The 11,984-nt window shown below is 60.8% G+C and carries 9 protein-coding genes and 2 pseudogenes; 6 read left to right on the top strand and 5 right to left on the bottom strand.

The genetic code is table 11. The features are described from left to right. Position 1 precedes the first annotated feature (1 nt). Together B0G76_RS17245 and B0G76_RS17240 are read right to left on the bottom strand one after the other, a co-directional pair. Complete coding sequence (locus B0G76_RS17245) at positions 2-760, bottom strand: SDR family oxidoreductase (protein ID WP_120293671.1); 759 nt, start codon at positions 758-760, stop codon at positions 2-4. A 59-nt stretch (positions 761-819) separates the two neighbouring features. Continuing rightward, a pseudogene (locus tag B0G76_RS17240) lies at positions 820-978 on the bottom strand (helix-turn-helix domain-containing protein); the annotation flags it as partial. Here B0G76_RS17240 and B0G76_RS17235 point away from each other — a divergent pair. Then, entirely contained in the window at positions 977-1,561 is a 585-nt protein-coding gene (locus tag B0G76_RS17235; protein WP_120293670.1) for an HD domain-containing protein, read from the top strand. The pseudogene B0G76_RS17240 and the gene B0G76_RS17235 sit on opposite strands and share 2 nt — an antisense overlap. A gap of 262 nt (positions 1,562-1,823) precedes the next feature. After that, positions 1,824-2,117: a hypothetical protein gene (locus B0G76_RS17230; protein ID WP_120293669.1), complete on the top strand. Its 294-nt coding sequence runs from the start codon at positions 1,824-1,826 to the stop codon at positions 2,115-2,117. A gap of 55 nt (positions 2,118-2,172) precedes the next feature. On the opposite strand, the gene B0G76_RS17225 is transcribed toward B0G76_RS17230, so the two are convergent. The 3 genes and pseudogenes from B0G76_RS17225 to B0G76_RS17215 form a co-directional block, all read right to left on the bottom strand. After that, positions 2,173-3,759 carry a Na+/H+ antiporter gene (locus B0G76_RS17225; protein ID WP_120293668.1) on the bottom strand — a complete coding sequence of 529 codons (1,587 nt, stop codon included), beginning with the start codon at positions 3,757-3,759 and terminating at the stop codon, positions 2,173-2,175. Positions 3,760-4,235: 476 nt separating this feature from the next. Continuing rightward, a pseudogene (locus tag B0G76_RS17220) lies at positions 4,236-4,388 on the bottom strand (IS5/IS1182 family transposase); the annotation flags it as partial. Between the two features lie 105 nt (positions 4,389-4,493). After that, positions 4,494-5,219, bottom strand: a complete 726-nt coding sequence (locus B0G76_RS17215) for a GntR family transcriptional regulator (protein WP_120293667.1) — start codon at positions 5,217-5,219, stop codon at positions 4,494-4,496. A gap of 162 nt (positions 5,220-5,381) precedes the next feature. Here B0G76_RS17215 and B0G76_RS17210 point away from each other — a divergent pair, with 162 nt between their 5' ends. From B0G76_RS17210 to B0G76_RS17195, 4 genes are all read left to right on the top strand, one after another. After that, positions 5,382-6,602 (top strand): alanine--glyoxylate aminotransferase family protein, encoded by a 1,221-nt coding sequence (locus B0G76_RS17210; RefSeq protein WP_120293666.1) that lies wholly within the window; start codon positions 5,382-5,384, stop codon positions 6,600-6,602. Positions 6,603-6,843: 241 nt separating this feature from the next. Beyond that, on the top strand, positions 6,844-8,130 hold the full coding sequence (locus B0G76_RS17205) for an MFS transporter (RefSeq protein ID WP_120296468.1): 1,287 nt from the start codon (positions 6,844-6,846) through the stop codon (positions 8,128-8,130). A 37-nt stretch (positions 8,131-8,167) separates the two neighbouring features. Then, positions 8,168-8,917 carry a 2-keto-4-pentenoate hydratase gene (locus B0G76_RS17200; RefSeq protein WP_120293665.1) on the top strand — a complete coding sequence of 250 codons (750 nt, stop codon included), beginning with the start codon at positions 8,168-8,170 and terminating at the stop codon, positions 8,915-8,917. A 24-nt stretch (positions 8,918-8,941) separates the two neighbouring features. Next, a complete protein-coding gene (locus B0G76_RS17195) occupies positions 8,942-11,962 on the top strand; it encodes an FAD-binding and (Fe-S)-binding domain-containing protein (RefSeq protein WP_120293664.1) in 3,021 nt (1,006 codons plus the stop codon). Positions 11,963-11,984: the final 22 nt, after the last annotated feature.

Here is an 11,984-nt window from a genome sequence, read left to right as displayed (position 1 = left end):
GTCAGCCTTGCTTCGCGACCTCGCGAATATCGGCCACCGGCGTTTGCCCGAATGCATCGCTGAAGGCGTAATCGAGCAACTGGGTCGCGCATTGTTCAGGTGTCGAAAGCTGGCCATTGCGCTTGAGGTCTTCGAATTTTTCACGCAACGGGAACTGCTCGGTGCCGCTACCGCGAATTTCCGCCTGCATGTTTGTATCGATCACGCCCGGCGCCAGACTGCAAATGCGCAGCGCGCGATTCGCGTCGAGTGCAACGGCGCGTGCGTGATGATCCAGCGCGGCTTTGGTCGCGCAGTAAATGCTCCAGCCGGAATACGCATTGCGCGCCGCACCGCTCGAGATATGCACGATGCGCCGATCGGTTGCGTCGACGCTGGCTGCGGCGAGCGCGCTCGCCAGCATGAGCGGCGTGGCCACGTTCAGGCTCACGGCGGTGGCGATGTCCGCGGCGTTCTGACCTTCGATCGGACCGATTGGCTGAACCATGCCCGCGTTGTTGATCAGCAGGACGCTCTGTGCGCCGCTGACGAAGCGCTTCAGTGCATCGGTTGCGACCCACTGCGCGACGCGCGTGGGATCGGCAAGCTCGAGCTCGATTTCTTCGAGCAGTGCCAGGAAACGTGCTTTAAGCGTGGCATGACGCGAGCGGGACAAGCCCAGTACCGCGACGCCGCGCGCCAGCAGTTGTTCAGCAAGGGCGGCGCCCAGACCGCGCGCGTGGCCGGTCACGATCGCGCGGATCGGAGAAGAGATGGACATGTCGTTCCTTGTGATCGTTGGCTTGAGAAGACCGTCATTTTCTCACGCGAATCTCTCGTTCACTCGGAACGAAAGCGCTCGCGATATTGCATCGGCGTGACGCCGATCCGCTTCGTGAAGACGATACGCATCCGGTCCGCGGTGCCGAAGCCGCAGTCGTAGGCAATCGCTTTGAGCGCCGCGTCGCTGCTTTCGAGCAACTTGCGCGCCGCATCCATGCAGCTTATGCGCGATACTGAAACCGAATTGCTCTATCACCATTCGCGGCGCGTGTTCCTGTTCGGCTCGCTGGAGGGCGCGCGCAAGCAATTCAAGTATGACCCCGAGTTGCTGTACATCGGCGCGATGTTTCACGACATGGGACTCGTCGCGCCGTATAGCAGCGAGCATGATCGATTCGAGGTGGACGGCGCGAACGCGGCGCGTGATCTTCTGAAGCGCCACGGTATCGGCGAGGACGATATCGAACAGGTATGGAATTCGATTGCGCTGCACACCACGCCTGGGATTCCGCAATATATGAAGCCGGTGGTGGCTTTGGTCACGGCAGGTGTCGAGATGGACGTGCTGGGTCTCGCTTACGATGAGTTCAGCGAGCATCAGCGTCATGAGGTCATTCACGCCCACCCGCGCGGCGCGCATTTCAAGGAAGGGATTATCGACGCATTCGCGCACGGCACGATCCACAAACCGGAAACGACTTTCGGCAACGTGAAGGCGGACGTGCTGGCGCTGAAAGACCCGCATTACCATCGCGAGAATTTCTGCACGATGATTCTGGGTTCGGCCTGGAAGGATTAGTCGGCACTTCGTAGCGAAAGTGACAGCGACATAGAAAAAAGATTATCGGCGTAATTTCCATCCAGCATGTCATTTCCAGTCAGCGTTCGCGACTAAACGCATGAAACACCTGGACGATCGTGCACGGCGGCCAGCCCCGGGTGTTGCAATCCCAGACCTGGCGTGTGCAGCGGCTCGACCGCGGCTTGTCTGTCTGAGCGTTTGAACGTCGCCTATGTAGCCGATTCTGAAACCCGGCTACTAACTTGAGACTGGAGATGTCATGAAATCGATTCGAGCTGTCGTGATGTGCAGCCTGTTGCCACTCGCGCTGATTGCGGGTTCCGTACAGGCTCAGGGAATAGGGCGTGCCGGCACCTATCTGATGCCGCCGAACTTCGGCATGATGATGGAGAAGCTGACGCCTGAGCAGCGCACCCAGGCCATCGGCATCGAGCAGAAAATGATGCAGATGGAAATGGAGTATCAGGACTCGATGGCGCAGATGGAGATGAAGCACGCGCACGAGATGATGCAAATGCAGAATCAACTGCTGGATATTTTCAAAGGTCATTGAAACGGGCCAGGCATCGACCGGGTTCGCGTGTGGACTAACGTCAGGCGCGGCCCGGTTATCCTCTGCCATGCAGCGCGGCGATCTCCTGCAAATCGAGATCCCGCTCCAGCTCGGTCAGCAGTTCATCATGAATCAACCCTGACCGATGCATCCGCAACAACTCCCGGCGACCGGCCGCCACGGCGGCAAGCACGACGTTGTAATGCGCCTCTCGAACATCGGCGGGATACTCTGTTTCGTCCTGGTGAGCTTCGGTTATCCGCGCCCGATAGCTGTATTGCTCCAGCAAGCGTGGATGAATCACTTGTCCCTCTGCGTCGTGCACGAGCGGCTGAATCGCGGCAAGCTGCGTTGCTTCGAGCCTCGCCCAAGCCTGCGGTTCGCCCAAATGCTGTTCATTGCGCTCCTGGACGCTGTCCAGTTTGACCCAGCGAATCAACGCGCCGATCGTGGTTCCCTGCCCGAGCACAGTCACGAGAATGACCGCGAATGACGCGACCAGAATCAGGTCACGCCCCGGCATCGCCTCGGGCAACGAAAGCGCGATCGCCAGCGTCACCACGCCACGCATGCCGGCCCAACTCGTCACGGCTGCCGAGCGCCAGTCGAGCGCGATGTTTGTACGCTGCATCAGCTTGCACACCAGTCCTTTCAACCATTCGACGACGAACACCCACACGAAGCGTGACAGCACGACCGCTGCGATCACGGCGCCGACCGTGGGCGCCAGCGCGGTCAACGTATCGCCGACACCGCCCAGCCGCACGATCACACCGCGCAGCGACAGCCCGATCAGAAGGAACACCAGGGCTTCCATCAGGAAGATCAAGATCTGCCAGAAAGCCGTGCCGCGCATGCGAACGGAGGCGGAGAAAATTTCATGCTGATGCCAGCCGAGCACCATCCCGCAACTGACGGTCGCGATGACGCCCGAGACGTCCAGCATGTCGCCGGCGATGTAGCTAATCCATGGGGAGAGTGCGGATGCGGTGATGATGAGGTAGGCGTCGTCGAGATAGTGCAGCAGCTTGACGACCACGAAACCGATCGCGATGCCTACCGCCACGCCACCCAGTCCGAGCACCGTAAACTGCCCGAGCGCGTGTTGCGCGCTGAACATGCCGGTGAGCGCGGCCGCGACGGCGAAGCGAAACAGCACGATGCCGGCGGCGTCGTTGAGGAGGCTTTCGCCTTCGAGGAGCACCATCAAGCGGCGCGGCAGCGCGACGCGTTCCAGCACAGCCTTCGCGGCGACGGCGTCGGGTGGCGAGACGATCGCGCCGAGCGCGAAGCACGCGCTCCACGGTAGGGCCGGCACGACCCAATGCACGACCAGGCCGACCGCGAGGGTCGTAAAGGCGACGGCACCGATCGCGAGCAGCAGGATGCCGCCAAGGTTGCGTTTGAACTCGTCCCAGACGGAGAAGTACGCACCGTCCATGAGGAGGGGCGGTAGGAACACGACCAGGACCAGTTCGGGATCGAGGTTGATGGGAGGCAGTCCAGGCACGAAGGCCATCGCGGCGCCGCCGACCAGAAGCGCTGCGGCTGGGGGGAGTTGCAGCCGCTTGGCGAGCAGTTGGAGACCGATCATCGCGGCGAGCGACAGCAGGACGAGTTTGAAGCCCATGACGGAGGACATGCGGGAGCCTCGGCACTTGATATGGGATGGGAGTTACTTTTTATCACACGCTTGCAGGTGCGCCGGGGTTCCTGCCTGCTGTTGAGACGTTTGTGTATACGCCTGCGGCATCAAGTACTTGGCTTGTCTGTGCTCAGGTTGTCCACAGGATTGGGCACATTTTGTGGGGATAAGTTTTGTTGCCTGCTCGGCGGTTTGTTTGGGCTGTGTTTTTTTATGGCGTTGGCCTTTCCTTGTTTTGTTAGTGATCTATTAGCGTTGCCCCTGTGCGGGGCGGCACTACAACTTACTTTCTTTGCCGCCGCCGCAAAGAAAGATAAGCGAAGAAAGCGGCTCACACCGCTAGGGAAACGCTGATCAATGGACCAACTGCCCAAGTTGCAGGCGAGATGGCATCGAATTTTCTGGATGACGAAGCGAATCGATGCTCAATTCAGTGAAGTGGGCGCGTAAACGAGCCTCCCTGCTCGCATTTTTCATACGCATGACGGTTTGCTCCCATGGACCGATCGCAACAGATTTCGCGCAATCACCAGATTCGCGAGAGCGAACAGGCTGAACAGTTGCGCGGTGTTCCTGGCCAAGCCCTGGTATCGTGTCTTGCGATGGTGAAACAGGTTCTTGACGATACCAGGTCCGACAAAAAGTGCCTAACACCCTCTAACAAGACAAGGAAAGGCCAACACCATAAAACCACAGCCAACCAAAGCGCCGCGCAACCAAAAAAAACAACATCAAGCCTTAAGCGGCGACCCCGCGACATCTTCCCGTGACTGCACCTGCAAAACCGCATCCCGCTTATCCAGCAAATGCTGCCGAAGAATCGCGCTCAGCTTCTTCCCATCCCGCGCCTCGAGCGCCTTCAACATTTCATCGTGATCATGAATCGCACTATCCCACTTAGGGATCTGAAAATTCGACCGAAACCTCAACGCCTGCAAGCGCCGATTCACAGCAACATAAGTCTGCCGCAGTGCTGAATTCCTCGCCGCCTCATTGATCTTGTCGTGAATCGCCTGGTTGCGGCTGTAATACCCCGCCAGATCGTTCTGCGTCCGGCAAGCCAGCATCGCGTAGTGCAACGCCTTGATCTCAGCAAGCTCCGCAGCCGTCATCCGCTCCGCCGCCAGTTCGCCGGAAAAAGCCTCAAGACCACTCATCAATTCAAAGGTCTCGCGCAACTCGGCTTCCGACATCTTCGACACCGACGCGCCCCGGTTCGGCGAAATCTCGATCAGCCCTTCCGCGGCCAACACCTTCAGCGCCTCCCGCAACGGCGTGCGCGAAATCCCAAGCGTCTCGCATAACTCGCGCTCGTTCAGTTTCTTGCCCGGCTCGAGCACCCCCTCGACGATAAAACGGCGAATGTGCTCCACCACCGTGTCGTGCAAGCGCTGGCGCTCGACCTTCGGCATCAGCGGGGAAGCGGTCACACCTGCATCGAAATCCGAATTTTGCATACAAAAGCCCTCAACATCATGTCTGCTGAGATTTTATCGGAAGCATAAAGATTAGTTAATAGCGCGGGTAAACACCGGTGTCCACACGCAAATTTTGGCTTGGAATCGTCACAGATCGTCTGATATAGTTTTTTGCATGCAAAATTCAATCGGAGGAGCCCAATGCTCAAGCTAGACTTTCACCCCGCTGGCCGTCACTTTCTGCAGATTCCGGGTCCGAGCCCGGTGCCCGATCGCATTCTCCGCGCGATGAGCTACCCGACCATCGATCACCGCGGCCCCGAGTTCGGCGAACTCGGTCTGAAAGTGCTCGACGGCATCAAGAAAATCTTCAAGACGCAGCAGCCGGTAGTGATCTATCCGGCGTCCGGCACCGGCGCATGGGAAGCGGCGCTGTCGAACACGCTGAGCCCTGGCGACCACGTGCTGATGTTCGAAACCGGTCACTTCGCCACGCTGTGGAAAAAGATGGCGGAAAGCGTCGGACTGAAGCCGGAGTTCCTCGGCTTGCCTGGCATCGAAGGCTGGCGGCGTGGGGTTCAGCCGCACATGATCGAAGAGCGGCTGCGCGCCGACACGCAGCACGCGATCAAAGCGGTGTGCGTCGTCCATAACGAAACCTCGACGGGCGTCACGTCGGATATCGCCGCCGTGCGCCACGCGATCGACGCCGCCGGTCACCCGGCGCTGCTCTTGGTCGACACGATCTCGGGCCTCGCCTGTGCCGACTATCGCCACGACGAATGGGGTGTCGACGTCACCGTGTCGGGCTCGCAAAAGGGTTTGATGCTGCCGCCGGGCATCAGCTTCAACGCGATCTCGCCGAAGGCGTTGGCCGCCAGCAAGCAGGCCAAGCTGCCGCGCAGCTTCTGGGACTGGACCGACATCGTCGAGATGAACAAGACCGGCTACTGGCCGTACACGCCGAACACGAACCTGCTGTACGGGCTCAACGAGGCGCTGGAGATGATTCTCGGTGAAGGGCTCGACAACGTGTTCGCCCGTCACGAGCGTCTCGCCGAAGCCACCCGACGCGCGGTTCGCGCCTGGGGCCTGGAGATCCAGTGTGCGGACCCCACTGTGTATAGCCCGGTGCTGACCGGCGTGATGATGCCCGAGGGCATCGATGCCGACGCCGTGCGCAAAGTCATCTATGAACGCTTCGACATGTCGCTCGGTACCGGCCTCGGCAAGATGAAAGGCCGCATGTTCCGCATCGGGCATCTGGGCGACTGCAACGACCTTATGCTGCTGGCAACGCTGGCCGGTTGCGAAATGGGCCTGCGGCTCGCGGGCGTGCCGCTCAAGGAGAGCGGTCTGCCTGCCGCTATGGAGTGGTTGAGCCAGCCGACGCAAGCCTCTGGGCTGAAAGCCGCGGCTTAAGCGCCTGGGAGCATTGGTGCTCGATGCATCGGTGCGCCAGCACAACAAGCAACAAGCGGCAAGCAACAAGCAACACGCATCTCGCAGCAAGGGAAGGCGGTGAGCACTTCCCTCACGAAGCCGCGCATAGAACGCGGCCCACGAACAACGTGCGATGTTCCCGCGGCGTATGTCGCCGGCGGGCAGCGACGCAGCGCGCCATTTCAGGCGCGCCGTCGATAGACTGCAATGGAGAGAGACGATGAAGCGGTTTCGTGTGAGCAGTGCGACCAGTATCGTTCTAGTGATGCTATGCATCATGTACTTCATCACTTACCTGGACCGCGTCAACGTCAGCACCGCGGCGGCAGGATTCGGCAAGGAGTTCGGCCTTTCCCATACGGAAGTGGGCCTCGTGTTCTCCGCCTTCGCTTATCCGTATCTGATTTTTCAGATCATCGGTGGCTGGGTCAGTGACCGCTTCGGTGCAAAACGCACGCTGATTTTCTGCGGCGCCATCTGGGGCGTCGCGACGTTGCTGACCGGTTTCGCCGGCGGCCTGGTTTCATTGCTGGCCGCGCGTGTATTGCTCGGTTTCGGCGAAGGCGCCACGTTTCCTGCCGCGACCTCCGCGATGGCGCGCTGGGTGGCGAAAGAAAAACGCGGCTTTGCGCAGGGCATTACCCACGCGGCATCGCGTATCGGCAATGCGGTTGCACCCGGCCTGATCGTGCTGGTGATGGCGACCTGGGGCTGGCGCGAATCGTTCTATATCTGCGGCGTGTTCAGCTTGGTGTGGGTGGCGGTGTGGGCGTTCACGTTCACCGAACATCCGAAAGATCATCCGCGTATCACGACCGAGGAACTCGAAATCTTGCCCACGCCGAAGCAGAAAGCGGCCGGCGTGCCGTGGGGAAAATTGTTTCGCCGCATGTGGCCGGTCACGATCGTGTACTTCTGCTACGGCTGGACCTTGTGGCTGTTCCTCAGCTGGATTCCGCAGTACTTCCTGCACAGCTATCACCTGCAACTTCAAAAGTCCGCGATCTTCGCCTCAGTTGTGTTCTTTGCTGGTGTGATCGGCGACACGCTCGGCGGCATCGTGACCGACTGGATCTTCACGCGCACGCGCAGCCTGAAGCGTGCCCGAAGCTGGATGGTGTCGGTCTGCATGCTGTTCTGTCTGCTCTCGCTCATTCCGCTGATGTTCACGCACAGCCTGTACCTGTCGATGGCATGTCTCGCGTCAGGCTTCTTCTTCGCCGAAATGACGATCGGCCCGATGTGGGCGATTCCGATGGACATCGCGCCGGAATACTCAGGCACGGCGAGCGGCATGATGAACACCGGCTCGGCCTTGGCGGCGATCATCTCGCCGGTGGTCGGCGGGTTTCTGATCGACTACTTCGGCAGCTGGGAGTTGCCATTCCTCGGCAGCATGCTGTTGATGGCGATCGGCGTGGTGCTCGCGTTCCGCATGCAGCCGGAAAGCAAGTTCGAACTCGGCGCGGCCGACAAAGCGCACGCCACCACGGGCGTGGGTGCATAAGCAGACTGCACCGTTCCCTCTCTTCGCCTTTAAAGCAATGACAACATCATTGAGTCAACGTCTCGCCGACGCGCGCCGCCATCACCTGACGCTCGATGCGTTGCCGCCGGAGCAAACACCCGCAGACGCGGCCACCGCCTACGCGATCCAGCATGACATCCTGCGCGTACTGGGCGCGCCGATCGGCGGCTGGAAGATCGGCGCGAAGTCCGACAGCGGTCCAATCCAGGGCGCACCGCTGCCTGCAAACGATCTGCACGCCGATGGCGCACGGTTGCCACGTGCAGTCTTCGCGCCGCTAGGGCTCGAACTGGAGATCGCATTCCGCTTCGGCCGCCGCTTCGAGCCTTCCACCACGCCCTATAGCGAAACCGACGTGCGTGCAGGCATCGGCTCGATCGGCGCGACCATCGAGATCGTGGCGAGCCGCTATGCCGGCTGGCCCAACGTCGACAAGCTCGCTCAACTCGCGGATTTGCAGAATCACGGCGCGCTGATCGTCGGCGAATTCATGCCATATCGCGAGGACTTTCCGTTTGTGGCGCCGTCGGCCCGCTTCAGTTTTGAAGGGCGTGACGTGGTCGAAACGACGCCCGCCAATCCGGCCGGCGATCCGCAGCGCCTGCTCACGTGGCTCGTCAATCACGCCACGTCACGCGGCATCGCGGTCACGCCGGAGATGGTCGTCACCACCGGTTCGTACACCGGAATGTTTTTTCCGCAGAGCGCGGGCACGGCGAGCGGGCGTATTGAAGGGCTCGCGCCGATTAGACTGACGCTGTACTAGCCCGCTTTCCTATAGGCCGACGATATGACGAATCCCACTTCCGCTTTACTCGTCAAGCCGGTTCATCTGGTACCGTCCGCCGCGCGTCTGACGACCCCGCTCGCACAGCATCTGCGCAAATCTTTGCGCGGCGACGTGTTGTTCGACGCGGCGAGCCGCGGCCGTTATGCGACCGATGCGTCCATCTATCAGATCACGCCGATCGGCGTGGTGGTGCCGCGCGATCAGGACGATCTGCGCATCGCATTAGAAATCGCGCGTAGCGAGAAAGTACCGCTGCTTGCACGCGGCGCGGGCACGAGCCAATGCGGCCAGACAGTCGGCGAAGCGCTGATCATCGACACCAGCAAATGGTTGAACAACATCGTCGCGTTCGATGCCGATGCGCGCACGGTGACGGTCGAGCCAGGCGTCGTGCTGGACCATCTGAATGCATGGCTGAAACCGCATGGCCTGTGGTTTCCGGTCGACGTCTCGACGGCGGCGCAATGCACGATAGGCGGAATGGCGGGTAACAACTCGTGCGGTTCGCGCTCGATCGAGTACGGCAATATGGTGCACAACGTCGAGGCGATCGACGCGATTCTCGCCGATGGCAGCGAGGCACGTTTCGCGTCATTGCGCGAGGCACCGCAAGGCGCGCGCTTGCAGCAAATAGTGGAAAGCGTGAAGCAAATCGCCCAACGCGAGCGCGATGAAATCGTGGCGCGGGTGCCGAAGGTCCTGCGTCGTGTCGCGGGCTACAACGTCGACCTGTTCGATTGCCAGAATCCGCGCGCTTATACCGACGACGGTATCGCCAATCTCGCGCATCTGCTGGTCGGTTCGGAAGGCACGCTTGCGTTCAGCCGGCGATTGACATTGAAGCTCATGCCGCTGCCCGTCCATAAAACGCTGGGCGTGGTGAATTTTCCAACCTTCTGGCAGACGATGGATCTCACGCAGCACATTGTGAAGCTGAAGCCGGTGGCCGTGGAACTGGTCGATCGCACCATGATCGATCTGGCGATGAGCAATCCCGCCTTTCGTCCGGTGATCGGAAAGGCGCTGGTCGGCGAGCCGCAAGCGATCCTGCTGGTGGAATTCGCCGGCGAGGACCGTGAGGCGCAACTCGCGTCGCTCAGGCAACTCGGCGAGCTGATGGCCGATCTGGGCTTGCCCGATTCGGTCGTCGAGATGCCTGACGCGAACGAACAGAAAGCGCTGTGGGAAGTCCGCAAAGCTGGGCTGAACATCATGATGAGCATGAAGGGCGACGGCAAGCCGGTCTCCTTCATCGAAGATTGCGCGGTGCCGCTCGAACATCTGGCGGAATACACGAGCCGTTTGACTGAGGTGTTCCATCGTCACGGCACGGAAGGCACCTGGTATGCGCACGCGAGTGTCGGCACGTTGCACGTGCGGCCGATCCTCGATATGCGGCGCGACGGCGCGGTGAAGATTCGCGCGATCGCCGAGGAAGCGGCCGCGTTGGTGCGCGAATACAAAGGTGCGTATTCCGGTGAGCACGGCGACGGCTTGTGCCGCGGCGAGTGGGTCGCATGGCAATACGGGCCGCGTCTGAACCAGGCGTTCACCGAGATCAAGGCGCTGTTCGATCCGGACAACCGCTTCAATCCCGACAAGATCGTGCGTCCGCCGAAGATGGACGACGCGCACAATTTCCGCTTTGCGCCGGGCTACCAGGTGCATCGGATCGAGACCGCGCTCGACTGGTCCGCATGGAACGTCGAACGCGATCCGCTGACGGGGCAGGAGACGCTGCCGGGCAGCGGCAACGATCTGTCGGGCGGTCTCGCGAAGGCTGTCGAGATGTGCAACAACAACGGCCATTGCCGCAAGTTCGACGCGGGAACCATGTGCCCGAGTTATCGTGTGACGAAGGATGAGCAACATGTGACGCGAGGACGCGCGAATACGTTGCGTCTGGCAATCTCCGGGCAACTCGGCGAAGCAGGACTCGCCAGCGACGACGTCAAGGACACGCTCGACCTGTGCGTCTCGTGCAAGGGCTGCAAGCGCGATTGCCCGACGGGCGTCGACATGGCGAAGTTCAAGATCGAGGCGCGGGCGGCGCGCGTCAAACGGCATGGACTGCGTCTGCGCGACAAGCTGGTGGCTTACATGCCGCGCTATGCGGCAACGGCGAGCCGCGTGCCGGGTTTGATGGCGCTGGCTGATAACGTGCCGGTGCTGTCGGCGTGGTTCAAGCGAACGGTGGGCTTTGCGCCTGAACGCACGTTGCCGCGTTTCAGGAAATCGTTTCTCTCTAACGCAGTGCCGGGCAAACCGGCCCAAGGTGGCGCGCTAAAAGAAGTGCTGTTGTTCGTCGATACATTCAACAACACCATGGAACCTGAAAACGCGCGCGCCGCGCAACAGGTGTTGGAGGCTGCTGGTTACACGGTGCACTTCAATATGCGCCAGGGCGAGCGCCCGGTGTGTTGCGGGCGCACCTTCCTCGCGGCCGGTTTGGTCGATGAAGCGAAGCAGGAAGCGCGGCGCATGCTCGATCTGTTCAAACCGTTTGTGGAGCGCGGCGTACCGATCGTCGGGTTGGAACCATCGTGTTTGCTGTCGTTGCGTGACGAATTTCTACACTACGGTTTCGGCGAGGAAGCGCAACGGCTTTCGAAGCAGGCGTTTCTGTTCGAAGAGTTTCTGGTGCGTGAGGAAAAGGCCGGGCGCTTGCAGCTTGCGTTGAAGCCGCTGGCAAAAGAGCAGGCGCTCGTACATGGCCACTGCCACCAAAAGGCCTTCGACGCGTTCACGCCCGTTCAAACCGTGCTGAAGTGGATTCCTGATCTCAAGGTGTCGACGGTGGAATCGTCGTGCTGTGGGATGGCGGGCAGCTTCGGCTACGAAGCTGAGCATTACGCTACGTCGCAGGCCATGGCGGAACTCTCGTTGCTGCCCGCAGTGCGCAAGATCGACGGCAATACGGTGATGGTCGCGGACGGCACGAGTTGCCGGCATCAGATTCATGATGGCGCGGGCGTCGACGCGATCCACGTGGCGCGCGTGCTGGCGATGGCTTTGCAGTGAGGGTGGTGAGCTTCGATTAGCG

The organism is Paraburkholderia sp. BL23I1N1, from assembly GCF_003610295.1.
In the GTDB taxonomy this organism is placed as follows: Bacteria; Pseudomonadota; Gammaproteobacteria; order Burkholderiales; family Burkholderiaceae; genus Paraburkholderia.
The sequence above is the reverse complement of the archived record's forward strand: the minus strand, read 5'-3'. Positions and strand labels throughout refer to the sequence as shown.

Bases quoted from the DNA above. Each gene is read 5' to 3' on its own strand.
- B0G76_RS17205 (WP_120296468.1), top strand. From the start codon at position 6,844: ATGAAGCGGTTTCGTGTGAGCAGTGCGACCAGTATCGTTCTAGTGATG.
- B0G76_RS17215 (WP_120293667.1), bottom strand. From the start codon at position 5,219: ATGCAAAATTCGGATTTCGATGCAGGTGTGACCGCTTCCCCGCTGATG.
- B0G76_RS17195 (WP_120293664.1), top strand. From the start codon at position 8,942: ATGACGAATCCCACTTCCGCTTTACTCGTCAAGCCGGTTCATCTGGTA.
- B0G76_RS17230 (WP_120293669.1), top strand. From the start codon at position 1,824: ATGAAATCGATTCGAGCTGTCGTGATGTGCAGCCTGTTGCCACTCGCG.
- B0G76_RS17225 (WP_120293668.1), bottom strand. From the start codon at position 3,759: ATGTCCTCCGTCATGGGCTTCAAACTCGTCCTGCTGTCGCTCGCCGCG.
- B0G76_RS17235 (WP_120293670.1), top strand. From the start codon at position 977: ATGCAGCTTATGCGCGATACTGAAACCGAATTGCTCTATCACCATTCG.
- B0G76_RS17245 (WP_120293671.1), bottom strand. From the start codon at position 760: ATGTCCATCTCTTCTCCGATCCGCGCGATCGTGACCGGCCACGCGCGC.
- B0G76_RS17210 (WP_120293666.1), top strand. From the start codon at position 5,382: ATGCTCAAGCTAGACTTTCACCCCGCTGGCCGTCACTTTCTGCAGATT.
- B0G76_RS17200 (WP_120293665.1), top strand. From the start codon at position 8,168: ATGACAACATCATTGAGTCAACGTCTCGCCGACGCGCGCCGCCATCAC.